General features: G+C 45.7%; 22 protein-coding genes. 14 read left to right on the top strand and 8 right to left on the bottom strand.

The genetic code is table 11. The annotated features are described in order from the left end of the window. Positions 1 to 6: 6 nt before the first annotated feature. Entirely contained in the window at positions 7 to 1,398 is a 1,392-nt protein-coding gene (locus LCM10_RS19925; protein ID WP_224878227.1) for a sigma-54 interaction domain-containing protein, read from the bottom strand. Positions 1,399 to 1,741: 343 nt separating this feature from the next. Here LCM10_RS19925 and LCM10_RS19920 point away from each other — a divergent pair, with 343 nt between their 5' ends. The 3 genes from LCM10_RS19920 (at position 1,742) to LCM10_RS19910 (ending at position 5,974) form a co-directional block, all read left to right on the top strand. Next, positions 1,742 to 2,938, top strand: coding sequence for an ornithine--oxo-acid transaminase (locus LCM10_RS19920; RefSeq protein WP_224878225.1), 1,197 nt, complete (start codon positions 1,742 to 1,744; stop codon positions 2,936 to 2,938). A 193-nt stretch (positions 2,939 to 3,131) separates the two neighbouring features. After that, positions 3,132 to 4,376 carry a Glu/Leu/Phe/Val family dehydrogenase gene (locus LCM10_RS19915; RefSeq protein WP_224878223.1) on the top strand — a complete coding sequence of 415 codons (1,245 nt, stop codon included), beginning with the start codon at positions 3,132 to 3,134 and terminating at the stop codon, positions 4,374 to 4,376. A gap of 200 nt (positions 4,377 to 4,576) precedes the next feature. Next, a complete protein-coding gene (locus tag LCM10_RS19910; protein WP_224878221.1) occupies positions 4,577 to 5,974 on the top strand; it encodes an aldehyde dehydrogenase in 1,398 nt (465 codons plus the stop codon). Positions 5,975 to 6,043: 69 nt separating this feature from the next. Here LCM10_RS19910 and LCM10_RS19905 read toward each other — a convergent pair whose 3' ends face one another. Next, positions 6,044 to 6,277, bottom strand: coding sequence for a DUF378 domain-containing protein (locus LCM10_RS19905; protein WP_224878219.1), 234 nt, complete (start codon positions 6,275 to 6,277; stop codon positions 6,044 to 6,046). A gap of 185 nt (positions 6,278 to 6,462) precedes the next feature. Between LCM10_RS19905 and LCM10_RS19900 the strand changes: the two genes are divergently transcribed. The 4 genes from LCM10_RS19900 (at position 6,463) to LCM10_RS19885 (ending at position 11,118) form a co-directional block, all read left to right on the top strand. After that, positions 6,463 to 7,626: an iron-containing alcohol dehydrogenase gene (locus tag LCM10_RS19900; protein WP_224878217.1), complete on the top strand. Its 1,164-nt coding sequence runs from the start codon at positions 6,463 to 6,465 to the stop codon at positions 7,624 to 7,626. 564 nt (positions 7,627 to 8,190) lie between these two features. Beyond that, positions 8,191 to 9,540 (top strand): glucose-6-phosphate isomerase, encoded by a 1,350-nt coding sequence (locus LCM10_RS19895; RefSeq protein WP_224878215.1) that lies wholly within the window; start codon positions 8,191 to 8,193, stop codon positions 9,538 to 9,540. 107 nt (positions 9,541 to 9,647) lie between these two features. Next, positions 9,648 to 10,055, top strand: a complete 408-nt coding sequence (locus tag LCM10_RS19890) for a YugN-like family protein (protein ID WP_224878213.1) — start codon at positions 9,648 to 9,650, stop codon at positions 10,053 to 10,055. Between the two features lie 187 nt (positions 10,056 to 10,242). Beyond that, positions 10,243 to 11,118, top strand: coding sequence for a peptidylprolyl isomerase (locus LCM10_RS19885; protein WP_224878211.1), 876 nt, complete (start codon positions 10,243 to 10,245; stop codon positions 11,116 to 11,118). A gap of 47 nt (positions 11,119 to 11,165) precedes the next feature. On the opposite strand, the gene LCM10_RS19880 is transcribed toward LCM10_RS19885, so the two are convergent. After that, positions 11,166 to 12,158, bottom strand: coding sequence for a potassium channel family protein (locus LCM10_RS19880; protein WP_224878209.1), 993 nt, complete (start codon positions 12,156 to 12,158; stop codon positions 11,166 to 11,168). Positions 12,159 to 12,350: 192 nt separating this feature from the next. Then, entirely contained in the window at positions 12,351 to 12,902 is a 552-nt protein-coding gene (locus LCM10_RS19875; RefSeq protein WP_224878208.1) for a GNAT family N-acetyltransferase, read from the bottom strand. Between the two features lie 195 nt (positions 12,903 to 13,097). Here LCM10_RS19875 and LCM10_RS19870 point away from each other — a divergent pair, with 195 nt between their 5' ends. Next, the gene (locus LCM10_RS19870; protein WP_224878206.1) at positions 13,098 to 13,379 is read left to right on the top strand and encodes a hypothetical protein; all 282 of its coding nucleotides are present in this window, start codon (positions 13,098 to 13,100) and stop codon (positions 13,377 to 13,379) included. Positions 13,380 to 13,408: 29 nt separating this feature from the next. On the opposite strand, the gene LCM10_RS19865 is transcribed toward LCM10_RS19870, so the two are convergent. Both LCM10_RS19865 and LCM10_RS19860 read right to left on the bottom strand, forming a co-directional pair. Then, positions 13,409 to 14,062, bottom strand: coding sequence for a hypothetical protein (locus LCM10_RS19865; protein ID WP_224878203.1), 654 nt, complete (start codon positions 14,060 to 14,062; stop codon positions 13,409 to 13,411). After that, a complete protein-coding gene (locus LCM10_RS19860) occupies positions 14,055 to 14,609 on the bottom strand; it encodes a sigma-70 family RNA polymerase sigma factor (protein WP_224878201.1) in 555 nt (184 codons plus the stop codon). The genes LCM10_RS19865 and LCM10_RS19860 overlap by 8 nt, the downstream gene beginning before the upstream one ends. Before the next feature lie 160 nt (positions 14,610 to 14,769). Between LCM10_RS19860 and LCM10_RS19855 the strand changes: the two genes are divergently transcribed. Next, complete coding sequence (locus tag LCM10_RS19855; RefSeq protein WP_224878199.1) at positions 14,770 to 15,204, top strand: hypothetical protein; 435 nt, start codon at positions 14,770 to 14,772, stop codon at positions 15,202 to 15,204. Between the two features lie 60 nt (positions 15,205 to 15,264). On the opposite strand, the gene LCM10_RS19850 is transcribed toward LCM10_RS19855, so the two are convergent. Beyond that, entirely contained in the window at positions 15,265 to 16,662 is a 1,398-nt protein-coding gene (locus LCM10_RS19850) for a cryptochrome/photolyase family protein (protein WP_224878198.1), read from the bottom strand. 167 nt (positions 16,663 to 16,829) lie between these two features. On the opposite strand from LCM10_RS19850, the gene LCM10_RS19845 reads away from it, so the two are divergent. The 5 genes from LCM10_RS19845 (at position 16,830) to LCM10_RS19825 (ending at position 23,964) form a co-directional block, all read left to right on the top strand. Then, entirely contained in the window at positions 16,830 to 17,513 is a 684-nt protein-coding gene (locus tag LCM10_RS19845; RefSeq protein ID WP_224878196.1) for an alpha/beta fold hydrolase, read from the top strand. A 211-nt stretch (positions 17,514 to 17,724) separates the two neighbouring features. Beyond that, positions 17,725 to 19,404 (top strand): serine hydrolase domain-containing protein, encoded by a 1,680-nt coding sequence (locus tag LCM10_RS19840; RefSeq protein WP_224878194.1) that lies wholly within the window; start codon positions 17,725 to 17,727, stop codon positions 19,402 to 19,404. Between the two features lie 24 nt (positions 19,405 to 19,428). Then, positions 19,429 to 21,534, top strand: a complete 2,106-nt coding sequence (locus LCM10_RS19835; protein WP_412103426.1) for a glycoside hydrolase family 3 N-terminal domain-containing protein — start codon at positions 19,429 to 19,431, stop codon at positions 21,532 to 21,534. A 126-nt stretch (positions 21,535 to 21,660) separates the two neighbouring features. After that, positions 21,661 to 22,938 (top strand): exo-beta-N-acetylmuramidase NamZ domain-containing protein, encoded by a 1,278-nt coding sequence (locus LCM10_RS19830; RefSeq protein WP_224878192.1) that lies wholly within the window; start codon positions 21,661 to 21,663, stop codon positions 22,936 to 22,938. Between the two features lie 411 nt (positions 22,939 to 23,349). Then, complete coding sequence (locus tag LCM10_RS19825; protein WP_224878190.1) at positions 23,350 to 23,964, top strand: PH domain-containing protein; 615 nt, start codon at positions 23,350 to 23,352, stop codon at positions 23,962 to 23,964. Between the two features lie 54 nt (positions 23,965 to 24,018). Here the strand turns inward: LCM10_RS19825 and LCM10_RS19820 are convergent, their stop codons facing one another. Next, a complete protein-coding gene (locus LCM10_RS19820) occupies positions 24,019 to 24,432 on the bottom strand; it encodes a hypothetical protein (protein ID WP_224878188.1) in 414 nt (137 codons plus the stop codon). Between the last annotated feature and the right edge of the window lie 162 nt (positions 24,433 to 24,594).

Below are 24,594 nucleotides of genomic sequence, written 5' to 3'. Positions count from 1 at the left end.
TATCACTCAATATCCCGTTCCACGCTCGATTCCATACTTTCTGATCCGGTACTGCAGATTTTGACGACTCATGCCAAGGGATTTTGCAGTCTGGGTAATATTGTATTCATGATGCTTCAATGCTTTCTGAATATAATATGTTTCTGCTTCTTCCACAAAGATTTCCAGTGGCTTGATGTCGCTCCCCGTTTGGTACAGGAACTCGGTTTCCTCCTGAACTTCCCCGCTGGAAGTTCCATGCTGCAGCCGTTGCCTGAATCCAATCGGCAGGTGATTGAAATCAATCCACTCTTCTAAGCCGACTAGGTTGAATGCTCCTTCTATCACATGCTCCAGTTCCCTTACATTCCCCGGCCAGTCATACTCCCTGAATATCGTAGCAACCTCTTCCGTCACCCCTTTGATGTTCATGGCGAAGTGGTGGTTGAATTGGTTGATGAAGAAGCATATCAGGTTATTCATATCTTGTTTCCGGTCACGAAGCGATGGAATGAAGATGGAAACAATGCTCAAACGATAATATAAATCCTTCAGGAGACGCCCTTCTGCGATTGCATCGATGGGGTCTTCGTTCACCGTTGCAATCAGCCGGACATCAAAGGGAAGCTCTGTCCCGCCCTGCAGGATGTTTACAAGCTTCTGTTGAAGGGAAGGGGATAATGAGTTGATCTCATCGAGCAGTAATGTCCCACCCTGTGCCTGCTGAAAGAGGGTCTGGTGATTCTCTGCATCAACCATCCCGGCTTCTGTGCCATTCACTCCGAAAAGAAGGCTTTCCAGCATGTCTTCGGGTAATGAGGCGCAGTTCTGGGCGATGAATGGGCGATCCGAGCGGGAGCTGCCATTGTGGATACTATGCGCGAACAGCTCTTTTCCAGTCCCTGCTTCACCGCATATCAACACTGGGGAAGATATTCTTGTGGCTCTCTTCCCTGTTTCGACCGCTTCCAATAGCCGGACATCTTCTCCAAGGATACTGTCGAATGTATAAAGGCTGTTCGTCCGTTTGTTCAGATTGTCGCGCATCATCTTTTCAAGCATCGTGACGTCCCTGGCAATTTCGATTGCCCCGATCAGAACATCGTCATGAAAGACCGGAAAGGTATCGTTTATGGTCGTGATTTCGAACCCGTTTATATTGAAATAAGTCTGTTTGACATTGAGTGCCGGTTCTTTCGTCTTCAGGACTTGTAGAAGGGTGCTTTCTTCCTCTGAGTGAAATTGGAATACATCCAGTAGGTTCTTATCAAGGACGTCCTCAATTTCCATCCCCTCGATCTCACGCATTTTGCGATTGTAGATGATGGTCCTGCCCCTCGAGTCGATTACGTGAACACCTGATGCGAGATGTTCAGCTACTTTTTCATACATATATAAACGTTTTTCGGATTCGTGCATGAAATCTCTCTCCTCATCATAGAACGTGCAATTCCCTAGTCTATCAGTCTTAATAAATGGCGTGAATTGCTATCTTGATATAATTTTATTTGGTGTAAACGCTTAATGAAAAAATTTTTAAAAAACTCTTGAAAAATGCAATCATCTTTTGCATTATTATAAGTGTAAGGGTTTTCTAAATGCAAATATTTTTTGCGTGCCTGTTACCGGTAAGAAGGGGCATTTGTATACAACGGCTCCATCCTTTTAAGCAATTGAGATGTTGCAGTGGCAGGAGGATTTCCGTAAGCTGCAACTTTTTTTGAAAAAGTATCTGCAATTTTAGTTAGGGAGGAACTTTAACATGACAGTGAGTACACATTCCATTATCGAACAAACTGAAAAGTATGGAGCGAAGAACTATCATCCACTTCCAATCGTCATCTCTGAAGCGGAGGGTGTATGGGTAAAGGACCCTGAAGGTAATAAGTATATGGATATGCTGAGTGCCTATTCAGCGGTCAATCAGGGGCACCGTCATCCAAAGATCATACAGGCGCTGAAAGACCAGGCGGATCGTGTGACATTGACTTCACGTGCATTCCATAACGATCAGCTTGCTCCATGGTATGCAAAAATCTGCGAGCTAACAGGTAAAGACATGGCGCTTCCGATGAATACGGGTGCCGAAGCGGTTGAAACAGCGATCAAAACGGCACGCAGGTGGGCGTATGATGTGAAGGGCGTGGAGGAAAACAGAGCGGAAATCATCGCATGTAACGGGAACTTCCACGGAAGAACGATGACAGCCGTTTCCCTTTCTTCGGAAGAGGAATACAAGCGCGGATTCGGTCCGATGCTACCTGGCATCAATCTCATCAACTATGGTGACTTGGATGCGCTAAAAGAAGCAATCACACCTAATACAGCTGCATTCTTGATCGAGCCGATCCAGGGGGAAGCAGGAATCGTCATTCCGCCAGCAGGTTTCCTGAAAGCTGCGTACGATCTATGTAAGGAGAATAACGTACTGTTCATTGCTGATGAAATCCAGGCAGGTCTTGCCCGCTCAGGTAAGATGTTTGCTTGTGAGTGGGAGGGTGTAGATCCAGATATGTACATCCTAGGAAAAGCACTTGGAGGAGGGGTATTCCCGATCTCATGTGTTGTGGCAAGCAACGAAGTGCTTGGCGTGTTCAATCCAGGCTCCCACGGGTCGACATTTGGTGGGAATCCGATGGCGTGTGCGGTATCGGTCGCTTCCCTTGATGTCCTTCTTGATGAGAAACTAGCGGACCGTTCATTGGAACTGGGAGAATACTTTATGAGTAAACTCCGTGAGATAGACAATCCTATGATTAAGGAAGTTCGTGGAAGAGGGTTGTTCATCGGAGTCGAGCTTCATGAACCGGCACGTAAGTATTGTGAAGAATTGAAAGAGGAAGGACTGCTATGTAAGGAAACACATGATACCGTCATCCGTTTTGCGCCTCCTCTCGTCATTTCTCAAGACGAACTGGACTGGGCGATCGAACGTATTCAAAAAGTCCTTTCCAAATGATGTCCCACTCTGGGGGGAAGTAGGAAGCATGGCGGCATTCACGTTTTTGACGCACGGTGAATAGACCATTAGTGTCCCTATTAAGTGCGTACGAAAGAATGTAATTATTTTAATGAAGCCAATGGTTTCGTACAAGGTATTGTGTTACAATAACTACGTTTTTAGATCACATAATAAAGAGGCGAATGTTTACATGGGAGAAAACCTTAATCTGTTTACTTCTACACAGCATGTCATTAATGATGCTTTATCTAAATTAGGTTACTCAGAGGAAATGTATGAACTCTTGAAAGAACCGATCCGTATGCTGACTGTCCGGATTCCTGTACGTATGGATGACGGCAGCATCAAGGTATTCACCGGTTATCGTGCCCAGCATAATGATGCCGTCGGACCGACCAAGGGAGGCGTCCGCTTTCACCCTGAAGTGGATGAAGAGGAAGTAAAAGCCTTATCCATGTGGATGAGTTTGAAATGCGGAATCGTCGACCTTCCATATGGCGGGGGGAAAGGCGGGATCGTCTGTGACCCACGTACGATGTCGTTCACTGAGCTTGAGAAACTGAGCAGGGGATATGTTCGTGCAATCAGTCAGATTGTGGGTCCGACAAAGGATATCCCTGCCCCTGACGTTTATACGAATTCCCAGATCATGGCTTGGATGATGGATGAATACAGCCGTCTTCGTGAAAATGATTCACCTGGGTTCATCACCGGAAAGCCGATCGTACTTGGTGGTTCCCAGGGACGCGAGAAAGCTACGGCTCAAGGAGTGACCATCTGCATCGAGCAAGCCGCCAAGAAACGCGGCATCGAGATCAAAGGTGCCCGTGTTGTCATTCAGGGGTTTGGGAATGCAGGGAGCTTCCTTGCAAAGTTCATGCATGATGCCGGTGCCAAAGTGATTGCCATTTCCGATGCTCACGGTGCACTGCACGATCCTGAAGGGCTCGACATTGATTATCTGCTGGACCGCCGCGACAGCTTTGGAACGGTGACGACCTTATTTGAGAATACGATCACGAATAAAGAACTGTTGGAGTTGGACTGTGACATCCTGGTACCGGCAGCGATTTCGAATCAAATCACGGAAAAGAATGTTCATGACATCAAAGCATCCATTGTGGTAGAAGCTGCGAACGGACCGACGACCCTTGAAGCGACGAGGATCCTGTCAGAAAGAGGCATCCTCCTTGTTCCCGATGTACTTGCAAGTGCAGGAGGGGTAACGGTATCCTACTTCGAATGGGTACAGAACAATCAAGGGTACTACTGGTCTGAAGAAGAAGTAAATGAGAAGCTTGAAGCTAAACTAGTCGATGCATTCAACAATGTATACGAAACATCCCAGAATCGCCGTGTCAATATGCGCCTAGCCGCATATATGGTCGGCGCACGCAAAATGGCAGAGGCGTCAAGATTCAGAGGTTGGGTATAACCCATCGCAAAGGAAGAACCTGTTACCGATTCAATCGGAAACAGGTTCTTTTTGTCTTTTACAGCCTAAAGATGTTTATCCTGTAATCGGGATGGCTTGAATAAGAATACAACGCAATACATTTCTAATGTGATTACGAATCGTGCTATATTTAGAGTAAGAACCTATAAATGCGGAAGAAAAAAAGGGGAGGGATAAGATTGACTGCAATCGTAGAAGAATCGTCCAGGGCATGCATTGAAACAGCCTTAATCGGTCAGAAGAAATTCTTCAAAGAAGGCGGGACAAAGTCGCTGGATGTTCGTAAGCAGGTGCTCCGGAAATTGTCATCCGTCATTAAAAGACACGAAAAGGAAATCCGGCAAGCACTGAAGCTGGACCTGAATAAGTCGGAGATGGAAACTTATGCAACGGAGATCGGCATGCTGCTGGAAGAAATTAAATTCACGCTGAAGCATCTTGACGAATGGGCTGCCCCGGTCAAAGTGAAAACGGCGAAAACGCATGTCGGATCCAAAGGGTATAAGGTTCCAGAGCCCTACGGAGCGGCGCTCATCATTGCACCTTGGAATTATCCCATACAGCTTGCACTCTCACCAGTCATCGGTGCAATTGCAGCCGGGAATACGGTCGTCATCAAGCCTTCTGAACTGACACCTCATACATCCAATTTGATAGCAGAATTGATTGCAAATCACTTTGAGGAAGAGTACATCACGGTTGTCGAAGGTGGAGTGGAGACGACACAAATCTTGCTCCAGCAGCCGTTTGATTATATTTTCTTTACGGGAAGTGTCCCTGTCGGCAAGGTGATCATGGAAGCAGCAGCGAAGCAATTGATCCCTGTTACGCTCGAGCTTGGTGGAAAAAGTCCGTGCATTATTGATGAGTCTGCTGACATCCCGTTATCTGCGAAGCGTGTTGCGTTCGGCAAAGTGACGAACGCTGGTCAGACCTGTGTCGCACCTGATTATCTGTTTGTCCATCATAAGGTAAAGGATGCGTTCATCGAAGAGTTCAGCAAAGCCGTTCGTTCTTTTTATGGGGATAATCCTCTCATGAATGATGCCTATGGCAAAATCGTGAATGAGCGTCATTTCAATCGGATTACGGGGTACCTACAGGATGGCGAGATCGTGACAGGTGGACGGGTGGACCATGCGACTTTAAAAATCGAGCCGACCCTCATGATCCCGAAAGACGATAAAGTACCGGTCATGCAGGATGAGATTTTCGGTCCAATCTTTCCAATCTTGGAGTATCAGGACCTGGATGAAGTGATCGATTTCATTCGTGAGCGTCCAAAGCCGTTGGCCCTGTATTTATTCACCGATGATGAAGAAGTGGAAACAAAGGTCACCGGTTCCCTCTCGTACGGCGGTGGTTGCGTAAACGATACGCTCATGCATTTAGCCACTCCCTATCTTCCGTTCGGGGGCGTAGGGGAAAGCGGCATCGGAAACTACCACGGGGAATCAAGCTTCTCCACTTTTTCGCATTACAAAAGTGTCCTTAAACAGACAACTAAATTTGATTTCAGCTTCCGCTACCCAAATGCGAAATTCGGATTGAAGATCCTTAAAAGATTAATGAAATAAGTCATCAAGGCATATATGAAAAAGGCCCGTCCCCCATTGCTTTAAAGCAGCGAGGGACGGGCCTTGTTATTAGTGTGTAGGCTCTGTATGTGGTTCTCTTTCGATCTCTTCTGTTGGTTTGAAAAGTAATCCAAGATTTATGAGACCTGCGATTCCGACTAATCCATAAATGATACGGGATAGGGCAGCATCCTGTCCGCCAAAGATCGCCGCAACCAGGTCGAATTGGAAGAAGCCGATCAGACCCCAGTTAATAGCACCGATAATCGTTAGAACCAGAGCAATACGTTGAATTGCACTCATGTCAATTTCCTCCTTAAACAATGGCTCATTTATAAGATGTCCAATCCCTTTCTTCTTATTCCAGATGGGAATGTTTTTTCCCTGTGCACTTTCTTTGCATTTTGGGAAAGATATATTCGATAATAGAAAGGTGTTGAAACCGGGCTGTCTATGATATGCCCAATTATTGAAGGAGGGTACATTGCATGAATACTTTTACGTATTATAACCCGACCAAGTTGATCTTCGGTAAGGGACAAGTTGAACAACTGAAAGAATTGGTACCTCAATATGGTAAGAAAGTGCTTCTTGTATATGGTGGAGGAAGCATTAAACGTAATGGCCTATATGATGAAGTGGTAGCCATTTTAAATAGCATCGATGCAGAAGTACACGAATTATCAGGTGTAGATCCGAACCCTAGACTCTCTTCTGTAAGAGAAGGTGTGAAAATCTGTAAGGAAAATGATATTGATTTCCTTCTTGCTGTCGGCGGAGGAAGTGTTATCGACTGTACGAAAGCAATTGCTGCCGGTGCCAAGTATGATGGCGACGCATGGGATCTTGTGACGAAGAAAGCCATTGCACATGAAGCGCTACCTTTCGGAACAGTGTTGACGCTTGCTGCAACGGGATCTGAAATGAATGCCGGATCGGTTATCACAAACTGGGAAACACAGGAGAAATACGGATGGGGAAGTCCTGTTACATTCCCTCAATTCTCAATCCTTGATCCTGTGAATACATTCACGGTACCGAAAAACCATACAATTTACGGAATGGTCGATATGATGTCGCACGTATTCGAACAATACTTCAATGATGCGACAAACACTCCTTTACAGGACCGTATGTGTGAGAGCACGTTGAGAACGGTCATCGAAACAGCTCCAAAGCTGATCAATGACCTTGAAAATTATGAACTGCGTGAAACGATCCTTTACTCAGGAACGATTGCATTGAATGGTATGCTTCAAATGGGTTACCGCGGTGACTGGGCAAGTCATAACATCGAGCACGCTGTTTCAGCTGTTTATGACATCCCGCATGCAGGCGGACTTGCGATCATCTTCCCTAACTGGATGAAGCATAACCTGAAAGTGAACCCATCCCGTTTTGCACAAATGGCAGAACGCGTATTCGATGTCGATCCTACAGGCAAAACAGAAGAAGAAACAGCGCTTGAAGGAATTGCAAAACTCCGTGAATTCTGGAGTTCAATCGGAGCACCATCAAGACTTGCCGACTACGACATCGATGACAGCAAACTTGACCTAATGGCTGACAAAGCGATGGTAAACGGAGAATTCGGTAACTTCAACCCACTCAACAAAGAAGACGTTCTTTCCATTCTAAGAGCTTCTTTATAAGATCTCACTTGAAAAGGGCAGCCGTAATGGCTGCTCTTTTTTTAATTGAAAGATTTCTATGTAATGAAGAAAGCCATTTACTGATGAATTGGACTTCTAATGGATTGTGTTTAGATTGAACCTAAGTTGTTTGTTTTCAGTCTGATTCCAGCTGTTGATTGGAGTGGAAGACGAAGACTCCTGCGGGAGAAGTGGCCAATGTGAGACGTGTCCAGCTTCAGCGGCTAGAGGCTCGAGACATAAGTCATGCCAGCCAAAAAGGCAAAAAGCGCCTTTATGGCTGCCCTGTCTTATGCTTGTCGCCTCTGAGCAAGCCGCTTCCGCTTTTCTACCCGGAGGCTCACGGGTCACCCGCGGAAAGCGAAGTCTTCCACGGAAATCAACAGCGGCATTCAAAGTGCATCCTTTGTTTTAAAACACCAAAAACAGGGCAAAATCAGTTAGAAAGGTTGTTTCTAGAAAAAATTCAATATGACTGCGCTTTCAAAAAGGGAGCATTCTTGATTATCATCCCAGCATTCGATAAAGTGGGATAGAAGAAAATAAATTAATCGGAGGATGGTTATGACACACATTCGTTTTGATTATTCAAAAGCGTTATCGTTTTTTGGAGAACATGAACTTACATACTTAAGTGATGCAGTAAAGGTTGCGCATCATTCCCTACACGAACAAACAGGTGCCGGAAGCGACTTCCTAGGCTGGGTCGACCTCCCTGTGGACTATGATAAAGAAGAATTCTCCCGCATCAAGAAATCTGCGGAAAAGATTAAAAACGATTCTGATATCCTACTTGTCATCGGGATCGGTGGATCTTACCTAGGTGCGCGTGCGGCAATCGAGATGCTGAACCACAGTTTCTATAATGCGCTTCCGAAAGAAAAGCGTTCGACTCCACAGGTCCTGTTCCTTGGACAAAACATCAGCTCTACTTACATGAAAGATTTGATGGATCTTCTAGATGGGAAGGATTTCTCGATCAACGTCATCTCTAAGTCAGGAACAACGACTGAGCCTGCAATCGCATTCCGTATCTTCCGCAAGATGTTGGAAGAGAAGTATGGTGTGGAAGAAGCACGCAAGCGCATCTATGCGACAACGGACAAATCGAAAGGTGCATTAAAGACACTTGCCAACGATGAAGGCTATGAAACATTCGTCGTACCTGATGATGTCGGTGGCCGTTACTCTGTTCTTACAGCGGTTGGACTTCTGCCAATCGCAGTGAGCGGTGTGGAAATCGATCAGATGATGAAGGGGGCTGCAGAGGCACGTGAAGACTTCAGTAAGTCTGAACTTACGGAGAATCCTGCCTATCAATATGCGGCAGTCCGCAATGTCCTGTACAACAAAGGCAAAACGATTGAAATGCTCATCAACTATGAGCCTGGCCTGCAATATTTCTCCGAGTGGTGGAAGCAGCTGTTCGGCGAGAGTGAAGGAAAAGATCAGAAAGGGATCTTCCCTTCATCCGCAAACTTCTCGACAGATCTTCATTCTCTTGGACAATACGTGCAGGAAGGACGCCGTGATTTGTTTGAAACGGTCATCAAAGTTCAGGAGCCGCGTCATGAGCTTACCATCGAGAAAGCGGAAAGTGACCTTGACGGCTTGAACTATCTTGCAGGGGAAACAGTCGACTTTGTGAACAACAAAGCTTTCGAGGGAACACTCCTTGCACATACGGATGGCGGAGTGCCGAACCTGATCGTTGAAATTCCGGCAATGGATGCATATACATTTGGTTACTTAGTTTACTTCTTCGAAAAAGCATGTGCAATGAGCGGTTACCTGCTTGGTGTCAATCCATTCGATCAGCCTGGAGTTGAAGCATACAAAGTGAACATGTTCGCCCTTCTAGGCAAACCTGGATTCGAAGAAAAGAAAGCGGAGCTTGAAAAACGATTAAAATAATCACTTGAACAAAGAGCAAGGGGCCTCGATGATGTCCCTTGCTCTTTTTAATACATTAATCCCCCTCGTTTGGAAAAACTACACCTAAAGAAAGGGGATTGATTCGAGTGATTGAACTTTCATCAAAACTTGAAGGGACACATTATCAACTCTATAAGCTTGAACAGCTTCTGAAACCACTGGGATATACAATCGGCGGCAACTGGGATTATGATCACGGATACTTTGACTATAAAATTGATGACGAAGTCGGTTACCAGTTTTTGCGTGTGCCATTCAGAGCCGTTGATGGACAGCTTGACTCACGGGGGGCTACCGTTGAATTCGGGAAGCCGTTCCTGCTTGGTCATAAATATCAAAGGGGTCTGGATGACTATGCCGCGACCGGTGACTTTTCAGGGACGCTCAATCAGTTCTCGGAGCCGGTAGACCCGGATTCGAGCATTCCTGATGAATATGTAGAAGTGGGCCAGGAACTGGTCAAAGAGCTTGAAGATGTCATTTTTACAAATTGAATGAGTGGCACGGAGGAGAATCACTAAGAGTGGTTGCTCCTTTTTTTATGTGAACGTAAAAGAAAGTGTGCAGTTCCGGTTTCCATCCAGCTTGTCATAAATATCATATTCTATTCCTTGTTTGTTCATCGTTTCGTCATACCTTACCTTTAGAATGGTGACAAACCGATACAGAAAGGAAAAGAATATGGTAAAAAATTTAAAGAAACATAAGTGGAGTATTGCAATGGTCTTCGTAGTCGCAATCGCTGTAGTGATCGTATGGATCAACGCACCTGAAAAAGTCATCGTGGCGAAGGTGAATGGAAAAGAAATCAGCAAGGAAGATCTTTATGAAACGATGGTTGCTCAGTACGGCCAGCAAACATTGGACGGGTTGATTTCAGATATGATCGTCAAACAGGAATTAAACAAACAGAATATCTCAATCCCGGAAGATGCCATCGATACGGAGTTCAATGCCCTGATGGCTTCCTATGGAGGGGAAGACGCTTTCAAAGAAGCGATTTCAGCAAATGGTGTGACTCAATCAGAAGTCAAGGAAGATATCGTCACATACTTGAAGACAGAGAAGTTGTTGAACCCCCGGATTTCAGTGACAGATGAAGAGATGAAAGCCTATTTCGAAGAAAATGAAGAATCGTTTGCCCAAGGCAAGCAGGTGAAGGCAAGTCATATCCTGGTGGATGATGAAGAAACAGCGAAAGAAGTCAAAGGAAAATTAGATAGTGGAGAGGACTTTGCTGCACTTGCGAAGGAATACTCGACCGACAGCAGTAAAGAACAAGGCGGGGATCTGGGATTCTTCGGTGAAGGAGAGATGGTTCCTGAATTTGAAGAAGCAGCGTTTTCAATGGAAACGGGAGAGATAAGTGACCCGGTGGAAACGGAATTCGGCTATCATATCATCAAGGTTGTGGAGAAGGCCGAGGCAAAGGCACCGCTCTTTGAAGATCATAAGGAGGAAATCAAGGATTTGCTCTCTGACCAAAAATTGCAATCCGAGTATAGTGCGTGGTTAACGGAATTAACCGAAGGAGCAGAAATCGAAAGTCACTTATGAAAAAGAAAGCGGCCCCCGACCCCGAGTCCGCTTTCTTGCAATTGATTCTAGTCCATGATGACGAGCAATTCATCCTTCTCTTCCACTACGGTCTTCAGTGGAGGGTTCACGGAAGTATCGTCGCCTTTCTTGATCCCGAGAAGGATGATGTTTCTTTTCAGTAATGTTTCACTGATGGATTGGAACGTTTCATTCATCCATTCTTCTGATACAGGGATAAATTGCAGGTGGTTGCCTTTCAGATGATTCAATAGCTTCAGGATCGCTTTGGACATTCCTTGTGAAATGATGCTGTTGATCATCACATAGCTTGATTGCATATTGGTTTGGATCACTTCATCTGCTCCTGCACGTTCGGCATTGATGACTTGGTCCTTCTGAAGGATTTCAACGACTGTATAGATGTTGTTGTGAATCCCTTTAATGGCAAGCAGGGTCAGGACAGTGTGCATGTCTGCCTCCATTTCATTGAGGTTCTGATCCGCGGTGACGATGGCAAGCGATGCGTCGTGCAGGCTCGCTTTTTTTAATACTTTGTCCTTGAAAGGAGTCCCTTTGATGAAGTGGATGTGATGATTGCGATAAGGGTTTTTTTCAAGCGTTTCATCAATCAGGATGATTTGGCGACGGAAGTGAAGAGAGTTGAGTTGATCGATGATCTCCCGGGCCCGTTCATTCCATCCGATGATGACTACGTGATCTTTCCCGCTGAAGGTGGCTTTTCCTTCAAGATAAGCATTCTGGTGCATGACGGTGTTCGTTGCCAATGTAATGAAATAAGTCGACAGGAAACCCGCGCCCACCAAAATGAGAAGGATGCCGAAGAATCTCCCTTCGCTCGTAGCCGGTACAAAGTCTCCGTAGCCGACTGTGGACATGGTGATGATGGCCCACCAAATACCATCATAGTATGTAGGGAACGTGTCCGGTTCGATGAAGTGGATAAGCGTGCCAAAGAAAGCCATAAGACCTAGGGCGATGAGAAAGATCCGGACTAATAAAGGCCAGCGCAAGAATTGATGAAATAGCTGCTGTACCATTCAACCAGCCTCCTTATGTGGGGTGAGTGAAAATAATGCCGGCACACGAGTCCTTGTATATGATAAAAGCGAGCCTGCCGGAAAGGATGATGCCTTTCCGGCAGGCTCGCTTTCTCACTGTAGGGCTGTTACAGGTGCTTGTGCATTTGTTTTCTGCACGAACATTATTGCCCAAACAGCCTCACTTCATAACTAATCAAGCCATTCTTTCTTCAATAAACTGTACATATAGGCGTCATACATCGTGTCTTCCTGGAGGATATAATCACGAAGCAGCCCCTCTCGACGGAATCCAAGCTTCTCCACAACCCTTGAGGAAGCTTGATTATTCGGAACGATCACCGCCCCGATCCGGTTCATCTCCCTTTCTATGAACAGGTATGTAAGGAGGGGCTTCAATGCTTCACTCATGACTCCATTCCCCCAATAGTCAGGGTGAAGATCATAGCCGATTTCGCATCGCCTATAAGGTTTTGCAATTCCATGGAATCCGCACGTCCCCATCATCGTATCGATGTTCTTGTCCACGATGGCCCAACGCATCGGACCGCCCACTTCAAGCTGCTTTTCATAATTCTCCACCATCTTCTCTGCCAGTTCCTTAGAAGAGAGGGGGCTCATGCCGAAATATTGAAGCACTTCCCTGGAAGAATAATGCTTAAACAGAAAATTGACATCTTCACTGGTTATCTGTCTTAAGATCAAGCGCTCCGTTTCAAAAATTGGATAGGTTGTTGTCCTCATCGTCATCTCCCCTTTAAGACGAGTATATCATGAGTGTGGTTGAAAATAGAGAAGATTTAGAAAAATATAAGATCGAAGAAGCGTGAAGATGATCTGTACCTGTATTAGATAAAAATACAGATTGATAGATACAGATAATGGAAGTAAACTAAGGAAGAAAGACTAGTTGATTTGATGGGAAAAGGGGTGGAATATGTGAAAGTTCTCAAGTTTGGTATTAAAATACTGGCTGTGTTGTTAATCTTCGCCGGCCCGGCATCAGTGAGTGGAAACTCCGGTATCGGTTCGGGAGATTACGGCAGAAGCATCGAAGGGCCGCCGGGGGGATACGGCAGTTTATCATGGGAGTATGAAACGATCAACAGGACGTCTTCATACACGATCTATACGTATCATGATACGAGTCGCGAGTATTGGAAAAAAGTGTACTATGACCTTCGAGGTACTTATATTAAAACCACATATGGATCTCTTTAAACAAAAAATGACTATGTCAGCAGACATAGTCATTTTTGGAATGATTCCGCAATCCGTTTCATATCACCTTTATCGAGAACGATGCCCGAAGTGCCGGGAGTGTAGTCGAGGTAGTACATGATGCCACCTTTAAACCAGACGAGATGACTGTTTTTCCACTCTTCATTGAACCGGTAACTACCGGTCACATCACCGATTTTGACCTGTTCGTACATGGCAGGCGTACCCGATTCAATGCCGACATCCATAATGATCGTCAACCTTTGCTTCTCGGGCCCCATCAATTTAATGGACACCATGTCGTATTCATCCATGTGTGTATTCTTATAAGTGCGGTCGACCACTTCAAAAGGTACGAGTGTCGGCAGCTCGATCTGCTCACTCCACTTTGCATCCCCATCATTGTCTGTCCATTCCATTTTAGTGAAATCGATTTGTCCCGCATTATTCATCCCTTGGAATAGCCCTAGCTGAGTGCCACCGAAATAGATAAACACAGTAAGGCATGCAAGCATGAATACCGATGAAAGGACAGGGGCGAGTAAAGGCTTCTTGATGATCGGGGATTTCCCTTTGTCGGAATGAATTTCTTTAAGTATATTTTTTCTCATCTTTTCAGTGAAACCATGGTTCTTAAATGTTTCTTCCTTCATCATACTCCGCAGACGGTTAAGTTCATCCATTGTTATACACCTCACTCTTCTGGTATGTGGCACCCAACAACTTCCTGCCCTTGGCCAAGCGTGTCTTGACGGTGTTAATGTTGAGGTCCATGCAATCTGCAATCTCTGAAAGTTTCATTTCCTCAAAATAAAACAGAAAGATGATTTCCCTATATTTGACCGGCAATGATAATAAATGCTTGATGAGCTCACTCTTGGTTTCTTCCTCGATCATGCTTTGCTCCGGTGTGCCGAATTTACCCTTGACCATATCATTGATTGTATTCGTGAAAGAGATCATCCTTGTGTCCCAGCGCCGCAGATGATCCTTGCAATGGTTGATCGCCATCCGGACGATCCATGTCTTCAACGAAGATTCTTCCCGGAAGGAATCCATCTTCTTATAGACCTTTACAAATACTTCCTGCGTCAGATCCTCTGCCAGGCTGTGGTCTTTCACATACGAATACACGATGTAATAGATGTCATTCCCATAATCCCTCATCGCCTTCTCCAGAATAAGGTCCCTTGAAGCATCAGGAGAGGCTGCGTTACGGTTTTCCTGCAAAAAATCACCTGCTTTCGTCCTCTCCATTCTATCAATTTGACGGGGGCCAATGGGGAAAAGTTTTGAAATTTGTGGAAAAAACATATTACTTTGAAACTTTTTCCATTTTCACTCCGTAAAAAAAAGAGTAGTTACAAAGAAACGTGAATGGAGGCGCTGTATGAACTACTATGTAAATGTGATCTTTACCATTGTCCTGCTAATCTTGCTGACATTAGTGGCTTTTGCAATCAATCATATCAATTCATATCTGCATAAAAAGATCAGTCAAAAATACCTTACAGGAACCATCATTTTCATCCTCCTTCTGCTTATGACGAGTGGGTCTTATATGATTAGCATCTTGGGGAGCTGGACGTTCATGGATACCATTTTTGTCACCAGTATGTGCTTTTTCGGTATTGGCTGGATCACGAATATCACACAGAGGGCGAATCTGAATACGGAAGGCACAATTGCAAAATTCATCACGAACAATGCATACAAGCATCAATACGAGGCGGCATCATCCTCCGGTATGAATGTGTATTTTATTGCAAGCCTACTATTTTTAACAGGAAGTTGGGGAACCGCTTTTCTAGCGGCATTTCTCTGATGATCATTTTGACTTGTGAAAAGAGCCATGCCATTCGTTCGGTGAATGGCATGGCTCTCATTATTTAATGTCTTCGAATCTCTCCAGCGCCCTTTTTCTGGCTGCCTTATGGTCAACGATGGGTGCGGGATAATCCTCGCCGAGGGTAATGCCCGCATCTTTCATAACCTCTTCCGGGGCAGTGGATGGGGAGTGGATGTATTTATCTGTCAGGTGCTTTAGTTCAGGCACCCACTTTCGGATGTACTCGCCCGCTCCATCAAATTTTTCACTCTGCAAGGTAGGATTGAAGATCCGGAAGTAAGGGGAGGAGTCGAGGCCGCTGCCCGCGACCCATTGCCAGCCCATCGTATTATTGGCAAGATCGGCATCGATCAACGTATCGAGAAACCAATCTGCCCCTTTTTGCCACGGAATCAATAAATGCTTCGTCAGGAACGAGGCGGTAATCATCCTAACGCGGTTGTGCATGAAGCCGGTCGCCCACAATTCCCTCATGCCAGCATCCACGATCGGGTATCCCGTTTGCCCTTTAATCCAAGAGTCCCAGTCCTCAGAATCCTCTTCCCATTGAAACTCTTTGAACTTTGCGTGTATGGGTTCATGCATCGACCGAGGGAAATGCATAAGGACAGAGTACGAGAAGTCCCTCCATATAAGCTGCTTGATGAATGGTTCGGTATGTTCGTTCACCCGGTCCGAGACATAGTGAAACACACTTCTTACCGAAATGGCCCCGATTGCAAGATAGGGAGAAAGCGTGGAATGGAACCCTTTAGCAGGGTGGTCACGACCGTCATCATACTGATTGATCTCACCGATGAACCGTTTTAATCGCCTGATGGCAGCAGCTTCACCAGGTTCCCAAATCGCCTCCATCACCTTATACCATTCGATGTCGGGCTTTAGGTTCAGATCTTTGAGCGAGAGTGGGGATTCCAGGTTACTTGGTCCATCGAACCTCGTCACGTTAGGTACTGGTTTGGGGATTTCCTTCTTTCTTAAGGCCTTATAGTAGGAGGTGTACACTTTATAAGGAGATCCGTCCTCCTTTTTGATTGTCCAGGGGGGAAGCAGCAATGCCCCCTCAAAAGTCTTCACGGTGATCCCTTGGGCATGCAGATCTTCTGCTAATTTCTTATCTTTACCGAACGTATCGGGTTCGTATACCCGGTTCCAATACACAGCCTGTGCCCCCGATTTTTTGATCCATTCCGGAAGCTTGTCCTCAAGTTTTCCCTTATCAATGAATAGAGTCCCTCCGATTGATTGGAGTGACTGCTGAAATTGGAGTAGATTGCGGTAGAGCCACCATCTTTTTGCTTCACCTGTCCCTTCCCGGCTTTCATCATGGATATAAAGAGGGATAACGGCCCCTCCTTCAGAAGCGTGATAAAGAGCCGGGTGATCATGCAACCTTAAATCTTGTCTGATCAGTACGATGATCGGCTTCTTCATGCTATGGTCATGCCTCTCTTTCTAATAAGTTTGTTAGTGAAAGTATATATAGAAGCCGTTCGTCATTCAAAATCCAATGTGTTTTTGTTAGCATGTTCCTAAATGGAAAGAGATAACATGGAATAATATGTTAAAATGTAAAGTGGAAGATAAAAGGGGGAATTGAAGTGGATAAAATTTATATGCTTCACGGATTCATGGGTACCGCAGAGACCCATTTCATGAATCAGATTGAAAGGTTTAAAGATTCATATGAAGTGGTGGCCATCGACCTGCCTGGCCATGGTGCCTCAACTGTGACTGCTGCCGAGAATTACATAGAGGAGACAATCCAATTTGTCCTAAATTTGATGAAACAGAAGGGAAAAGGATATATCATGGGTCTGTCACTGGGGGCATCCCTTGCCATTCATATTGCAATGAGGGAGCGGGACCTGGTGAAGGGCATCATCCTGACAGGATATTCCCCGTTCATTCCGGAGGAGTTTCAAGAGCTGATGGAAAAGCAATATCAGTATTTTCTGCAAATTGAGGAGCATGACCAAGAAGCAGCAGAGCAATTCAAGAACCTACACGGTGATAAATGGAAGACGACGATCAAGAATGTTCTCGAAAAAATGACGTACCATTATCCCTCAGTAAGTGGAAAAGAGATTGAAAGTCTACATTCCCCTGCCCTGGTTTTAAATGGGAGTGAAGAATTGTATGAAGTGGAATCCGCGCTGTTCATGAAAAAACACAACCCAAATATTTCAATAGCACTGATCCCCGATGCAGGACACACAGCAAATATCGATCAACCCGAAGTATATAATGGAATCGTAGAACGATTCCTGACAAAAACGAAATAGGTGTAAGAAGGCTGGCGATCATCTCGTCAGCCTTTTTTATCGAATTATTTATCTAAAAATTCAAAATAGTTAAATGGTCATACGTAATTCCGATGTTACGAGAATGAACGGGACTTATGTGGTATAGACATCTATACTTATATTTCCATAAACTAGAGTAGAAGAGTAATTGGAAGCCCTTTCATGGTTGTCCAAAAGGAGGGAAAGATGAATGAATAAGAAATCGATGACAATCGCTTTATCTGCTTTGATGTGTACGTCGTTACTGAGCCCGGGTGTTCTCGCTCAAGGAGGAGAGGACGGGAAGGAAGCACTGGCCGCGAGGAATGTACTGGCCCATCCGGTATTCACTTGGGGGAACCCGGCCCCGTCGTCACCTGTGCTGCATCCTGGTTCTGCAAGGGGTGCTGGGATGATCCAGTCGACCCTGGATGAGATTGATCCATTGCTTGAAGGGAAGATCGAGGAAGGAGTCATGCCTGGAGCGGTGGCCCTTGTCGCGAGGAGCGGCGTGGTTGTGAAGCATGATGCATACGGTGATGCCTATCGCTACACGGATGGTGATTTCACGGAAGCGGAAAGGCCGATCAACATGGAAAAGGATACGATTTTCGACCTTGCTTCGATCAGTAAAATCTTCACTACGACAGCAGCGATGATCCTGTATGAAGAGGGGAAATTCAATCTGGATGACCCGGTCGCCGATTATATCCCTGAATTTGCAGCGAATGGCAAAGAAGATGTGACCATCCGGCAGCTCATGACCCATACGTCTGGATTCACGGCATGGATTCCCCTATACAGACAAGGGAATGATAGGGAAGACAGATTGCAGATCGTGTTCAATCAACCGCTGGCGAACGAACCAGGCACCACGTATACATACAGTGACTTGAACATGATAACCCTCGGTGCCATCGTTGAACGATTATCAGGTAAGCGTCTTGATGAATTCGTGAAAGAAACCATCACCGAACCAATCGGGATGGAGGATACGATGTATAATCCACCACCTTCCCTGAAGGAGCGAATCGCTGCCACTGAATATCAGCCGGCGATCGGACGTGGCCTTGTATGGGGGGAAGTGCATGATGAAAATGCCTGGTCCCTGGACGGGGTTGCAGGTCATGCAGGTGTATTCTCGACGGCTGAAGACCTGGCTAAATTCGCTCACATGTTCGTGAAAGATGGACGCTATGGGGATAAACAAATCCTGAAACCTGAAACGGTCAAATTGCTTTCGGAAAATCAAATCCCCGAGTTTCCGGGAGATGATCATGGGCTAGGCTGGGAATTGAACCAGGGATGGTTCATGGATGGATTATCAGATGAAGATTCTCTTGGACACACCGGTTACACCGGAACCTCCATTGTCATCAATCGGGATAACGACACCATCGCGATCCTTTTGACCAACAGGGTTCATCCATCTCGTAGTACGGTATCCACGAATACGGCGAGGCGCCCTTTTGCACGCCTGGTAGCAGATTCGATTCCAGTTGAAATGCCGAAAAAAGAAGATGCTTGGTTCTCTGGATATGGAGATGGTCTCCATCGTACCCTGACGGCGGAAGTGAATGTAGAGGAAGAAGCTTCATTATCATTCGATACTTGGTACCGGATCGAACATGATTCCGATTTCGGGTATGTCGAAACATCACCGGATGGCGAAACGTGGACTGGGGCAGCGACTCCTTATACTGGAACCCATGAAGAATGGTCGCGTGAAGAAATCATGATCCCCGCTGGGACAAAATATATCCGATTTAACTACGTAACAGACTCCTATGCAAATTCTCGCGGCTGGTACGTGAAAGATACCGAACTGAACCTTGCCGGTGGTGACAAGATTCATCCACATTTCAAAGGTTGGGAGAAGAGAAGCTATTGAACATAGAAAAAAGGAGGAGAAACGATGAAACGTGCATATAAGATTATTTCATTAACAGTCCTTGCGCTGACAATGATCATTTCAGGGCTGCCCATGAATATCGCAAAAGCAGAGAGTGGACTGAAGGATCTCATCATCTATCAAAACGTCACAGGAGTGGAGGCGTCTACTGGTGAAGAGAACATTGAATTGAAAGCCATGAATGTTTATAGGGATGGGCACTTTACGTTCGTTACGGAAAACGTGGAATGGAGTACTTCAAACAAGAATGTAGCATCGGTTGATGGTGAGGGGAACGTGTCCATCAGCGGCCACCCCGGAAAAACGTTCATAGAGGTAACGAACGGAACTTATACGGACCGGATTGCGATACAGGTGAAACCGGACCCGGATAAAGGGGATAAAGGAACTCCTTCGACAGAGGCAACGTTTTTGAAGGAGGAAGGGAAACGATATGACCTTGTCCATGAAGCCGTTGCAAACATGACAATCGAGGAAAAGATCGGTCAGATGCTGATGCCTGATTTCAGGAACTGGAATGGAGAAAACGTAACGGAAATGTTACCTGAAATCGAGCAAATGGTGAAGGACTATCATCTTGGTGGCGTCATTTTATTCAGGGAAAATGTCGTGACAACGGAACAAACGACAAAACTAGTTGCTGATTACCAAGAAGCAGCGGAGAAATACGGTCTGTTCATGACAATCGACCAAGAGGGCGGGATTGTGACGCGCCTTCAGTCGGGTACGGACTTTCCAGGAAACATGGCACTTGGTGCAACACGATCCCCGGAAATTGCGTTTAACGTCGGAAAATCGATCGGGGAAGAGCTCCACTCACTTGGATTGAACGTTAACTTTGCACCAGTCATGGACGTGAACATCAACCCTGACAATCCGGTCATCGGCGTACGTTCATTCGGGGAGGATCCTGAATTGGTTGCCGAAATGGGAGTCGCTTATACGAAGGGCCTTCAATCAGCGGGAGTAGCTGCTACCGCCAAGCATTTTCCGGGTCATGGGGATACTGCAGTCGATTCCCACATCGGACTTCCTGAAGTGCCGCACGACAAAGAACGTCTAAAAGAAGTTGAGTTGTATCCGTTCCAGCAGGCAATGGATGAAGGGATCGACGCGATCATGACCGCGCATGTCACTTTCCCGAAGATTGATGATTCGGTGGCCATTTCGAAAAAAACAGGTGAAGAAATCGCCGTACCAGCCACACTTTCTCATAAAGTATTGACGGAATTGATGCGTGAAGAGATGGGATATGAAGGGCTCATCACGACGGATGCGATGAATATGAATGCAATCGCCGATCATTTCGGAGCGGTTGAGGCTGCTGTTAGGGCCGTCAAAGCGGGTACGGACATCGTCCTGATGCCCGTCGGATTAAGTGAAGTCAGGCAAGGATTACTGGATGCGGTCGAGAGCGGAGAACTGACAGTTGATCGGATCGAGGCATCAGTTGAACGCATCCTCTCCTTGAAAATCAAGCGTGGAATCATCAAGGAGGAAACCCCTCTACCGCCCGAAGAAAAAATCGCTCAAGCAAGCAGAGTTGTCGGATCCGAAGCACATAAACAGGTGGAAAAAGAGGCGGCAGAGCGCTCAATCACACTCGTGAAGAACGAAGGGGGCCTGCCTTTGAATCCATCAGCAGATGAAAAGGTAGTCGTAATCGGTAGATCGTTTGTAGAGGATCTTGGAAATGCCGTGAGAGAAGAGCATGAAAACACATCCATCATTGAAGCACCATCAAATTATCAGCTGACCGAAGCACAGAAAAGTGAGATAAGGGAAGCATCTGCCATCATTGTTGGAACATATACGTACAATGTTTCTGGCAGATCACCAGAGAGTCCACAAATGCAGTTGGTGAAAGCATTGAAAGAAGAATCGGATGCCCCTGTGATCGCACTTGGTATTCGCAATCCTTATGACATCATGGCTTATGACAACGAAGTGGATGCATATCTTGCTCAATACGGCTTCCGTACAGCAAGCTTCAAAGCATCAGCTGCGACGATCTTCGGGGAGAATGCACCTGGAGGCAAGCTGCCGGTATCGATCCCGGGAGTGAGTGAAGGTACGTTATACAAATTCGGTCATGAATTGAACTATTAATACACTGGCTGTCGCTCGAAGTGGGGGACTACAGGCGGGGGGAAAGGCAAGTCCCACCTTCACCCTCACAACGGGCGCATGGATTGAAATCACCAGCTTCATCTAACTATATGGGAGGGGAAGAACATGAAAAAGTGGATGATTACACTACTAACAATCGTTCTGCTTCTATCAACGATGTCAGCGGGATCTGCTCACGAAAACCGTGGTCATGACAATGAGCATGGAAAGTGGAAAGGCAAGCATAAGGAATTTTCACTTGGTGTAGAGCGGTTGCTCCATGAAGAAAAGGAGCTTATCAAAGGAAAAAAAGTCGGTCTGATTACGAACCCAACCGGAGTGGATCAAGGGTTGAATAGCATCGTTGACACATTGTATAACGATCCCGATGTTGAATTGACTGCCCTATATGGACCGGAACACGGAGTGAGAGGGGATGCCCAAGCCGGTCAATATGTTGAATTTTATACAGATGAAAGAACGGGACTGCCGGTATACAGCTTATATGGTGCGACAAAAAAGCCTACTCCTGAAATGCTTGAAAATGTCGAAGTCCTGTTGTTTGATATCCAGGACGTAGGGACGCGCTTTTACACATACATCTACACGATGGCATATGCAATGGAAGCTGCAAAGGAAAATGATATTCCGATCATCGTCCTCGACCGTCCTAACCCACTTAGTGGTAATGAAGTGGAAGGACCGGTCCTTGAGATGGAATACTCTTCTTTCGTCGGTAAATACAGCATTCCGCTTCGTCATGGCATGACAGTCGGCGAACTTGCCAAGTTGTTCAACACAGAATTTGACATCGGCGCCGACTTGACCGTCGTAGAAATGGAAGGCTGGAAACGAAACATGTATTATGATGAGACTCCGCTTGAATTCGTCATGCCGTCACCAAACATGCCAACGCTCGAAACGGCTTTGGTCTATCCGGGGGCTGCATTGATTGAAGGAACAAATGTCTCAGAAGGCCGGGGAACAACGAAGCCATTCGAATTGATTGGGGCACCGTACATCAATGCGGCCAATCTTGCAGCAGGACTGAATGACCTGGAACTTGACGGGGTCACGTTCAGGGCGACATCGTTCACACCGGCGTCATCCAAACACGCAGGCAAGCTGTCACACGGTATCCAGATCCATGTCACGGACAGAAAAGCATTCAAGCCTGTCGAGACAGGACTTCACATCGTGAAAACCATCCATGACATGTATCCGGAAGACTTCGAATTCCGTACAGAAAATAGCGCTGGCATCTCCTTCTTCGACAACCTCATCGGAAACGGCTGGATCCGTGAAGGAATCGAACAAGGAAGGAGCGTAGAAGAAATGGTAGCCGAATGGAAACCTGAACTCGACCAATTCAAACAAGTCCGTGAACACTATCTAATCTACTAACAGAGCAAAACAAAGAACCAAAGGCCGACCTGCCTTTGGTTTTTTGTTGTTGAAAAATTCCATCTCTGCATATCATTCATAATGTTTTCACCTACCATATTACTTACATATTTTTTTCTTTCTTGGTAGCATGGTAGTGTAAGAGGTTTGTTAATTATGGATTGAAGGTTAGTTTCTTGGATGATAAACGGTTCTAGCTGTTGATTGGAGTGGAAGGCGAAGACTCCTGCGGCAGAAGCGAGTTAGGTGAGACCCCGCAGGCGAAGCCGAGGAGGCTCACCAACCGCCCGCGGAAAGCGTAGCCTTCCACGGAAATCAACAGCGGCATTAGAAGGCGGCTTTAACACGCTATGGTTTCAACAGCGAATTGTTTATTTACTACATCTTCAAAACGAAAAGAGGGTATCAATTATGCTAAAAAAATTCGCAAGTGATGCACTTGGCATCAGTGACATCGGAAAAATCATCAAACGGGAAGATTTCGACAAAACCCAATCAGACGATTATGTACTAAGCGAAGACGGAGAGAAAATCCATTTCCTCATCAAGTCAAAGACCGACGAATACTGCTTCACCAACCGTGCACTCATTCACTTGGACGGTGAAAAAGCATCCAGTAGCAAACGCAATCTCTATCGCTATGATTATTACAAACACCCGATCAGCAACGTTTCCATTGAAACGGCGGGCACCATCGACCTTGATCTCGAAATCAAATTCTCGATGGGCAGCCAGTCATTCTCAGTCGATATCGATAAAAAAGAAGGAGAGGCAATCGCGGATCTTTACAAGTCACTTCTTGCCATCTCCCACATCCAGGATGAAGGGAAGCGGATCATCGACTCTGCGGAAAGAAGCCTGAGTACGGCAAGGGATCTGATTGCTGGCAATCGCTTCCATGATCATGACATCTCGGATGAATTCAAACAAACGACCAACTTTGCTTTCCAGTGGTTCAATGACCACTACAATGCAAACACAAGGAAAGATTTTGGGGAAGTCTTCAACAAGTATATCCAAAATTAAGATTCATAAGAAAAAGCACCTGCCACGTTCGCGGCAGGTGCTTATTTACTGATTCTACAAGAGTACCTTATCCAATTCGTGCATACGATCATAAGCACGTAACAGCTCTTCTGGCACGAGTGTCCGACCATAAATCCAGGCATTTCTTTCGATTAACGCCTTAAGATCTGATTTTTCTTTATCATCTCCGTACATCAAAATCCTTGTGTCGTGCCTATTCTTCTTGAAATCCAGATAATAGCCGAGCACCCTGTAAAGAACAATCCTCACCAGGTTCTCCTCCGACTCTTTAATATTCAACTTCGCGATATATCCATTAATCTTTAGATAATTGAATCGAATGATGTTATGGGATACGTTATAACTCATTGGAACAGTGAGCCCGTTGTTCGCTTCGTAGTTGATCTTTAAGCTGTGCTCGGATAATGTCTCCTGGATGACTTTCTCGATTTTCCATATGTATAGCATGGTGTATCACTGCCCTTCCCTTATTAAACAGTATAAGAACAGCGCATTTAGCTTGCAAGAGATTTTCAACCCATCAGCTGTTTTCAGGTAATCAAGGGCATGGGCCTAATGGTCTAATCGCAGCTATCCTTAAATAAATATAGAATGAAAGGGGGAACGGGT

Source organism: Rossellomorea aquimaris, from assembly GCF_020171925.1.
GTDB classification, from domain to species: Bacteria; Bacillota; Bacilli; order Bacillales; family Bacillaceae_B; genus Rossellomorea; species Rossellomorea aquimaris_F.
Note: the sequence above shows the minus strand (reverse complement) of the source record. Positions and strands in the feature narration are given on the sequence as shown.

Bases quoted from the DNA above. Each gene is read 5' to 3' on its own strand.
- LCM10_RS19925 (WP_224878227.1), bottom strand. From the start codon at position 1,398: ATGCACGAATCCGAAAAACGTTTATATATGTATGAAAAAGTAGCTGAA.
- LCM10_RS19920 (WP_224878225.1), top strand. From the start codon at position 1,742: ATGACAGTGAGTACACATTCCATTATCGAACAAACTGAAAAGTATGGA.
- LCM10_RS19915 (WP_224878223.1), top strand. From the start codon at position 3,132: ATGGGAGAAAACCTTAATCTGTTTACTTCTACACAGCATGTCATTAAT.
- LCM10_RS19905 (WP_224878219.1), bottom strand. From the start codon at position 6,277: ATGAGTGCAATTCAACGTATTGCTCTGGTTCTAACGATTATCGGTGCT.
- LCM10_RS19900 (WP_224878217.1), top strand. From the start codon at position 6,463: ATGAATACTTTTACGTATTATAACCCGACCAAGTTGATCTTCGGTAAG.
- LCM10_RS19895 (WP_224878215.1), top strand. From the start codon at position 8,191: ATGACACACATTCGTTTTGATTATTCAAAAGCGTTATCGTTTTTTGGA.
- LCM10_RS19885 (WP_224878211.1), top strand. From the start codon at position 10,243: ATGGTAAAAAATTTAAAGAAACATAAGTGGAGTATTGCAATGGTCTTC.
- LCM10_RS19880 (WP_224878209.1), bottom strand. From the start codon at position 12,158: ATGGTACAGCAGCTATTTCATCAATTCTTGCGCTGGCCTTTATTAGTC.
- LCM10_RS19875 (WP_224878208.1), bottom strand. From the start codon at position 12,902: ATGAGGACAACAACCTATCCAATTTTTGAAACGGAGCGCTTGATCTTA.
- LCM10_RS19865 (WP_224878203.1), bottom strand. From the start codon at position 14,062: ATGGATGAACTTAACCGTCTGCGGAGTATGATGAAGGAAGAAACATTT.
- LCM10_RS19855 (WP_224878199.1), top strand. From the start codon at position 14,770: ATGAACTACTATGTAAATGTGATCTTTACCATTGTCCTGCTAATCTTG.
- LCM10_RS19850 (WP_224878198.1), bottom strand. From the start codon at position 16,662: ATGAAGAAGCCGATCATCGTACTGATCAGACAAGATTTAAGGTTGCAT.
- LCM10_RS19840 (WP_224878194.1), top strand. From the start codon at position 17,725: ATGAATAAGAAATCGATGACAATCGCTTTATCTGCTTTGATGTGTACG.
- LCM10_RS19835 (WP_412103426.1), top strand. From the start codon at position 19,429: ATGAAACGTGCATATAAGATTATTTCATTAACAGTCCTTGCGCTGACA.
- LCM10_RS19830 (WP_224878192.1), top strand. From the start codon at position 21,661: ATGAAAAAGTGGATGATTACACTACTAACAATCGTTCTGCTTCTATCA.
- LCM10_RS19825 (WP_224878190.1), top strand. From the start codon at position 23,350: ATGCTAAAAAAATTCGCAAGTGATGCACTTGGCATCAGTGACATCGGA.
- LCM10_RS19820 (WP_224878188.1), bottom strand. From the start codon at position 24,432: ATGCTATACATATGGAAAATCGAGAAAGTCATCCAGGAGACATTATCC.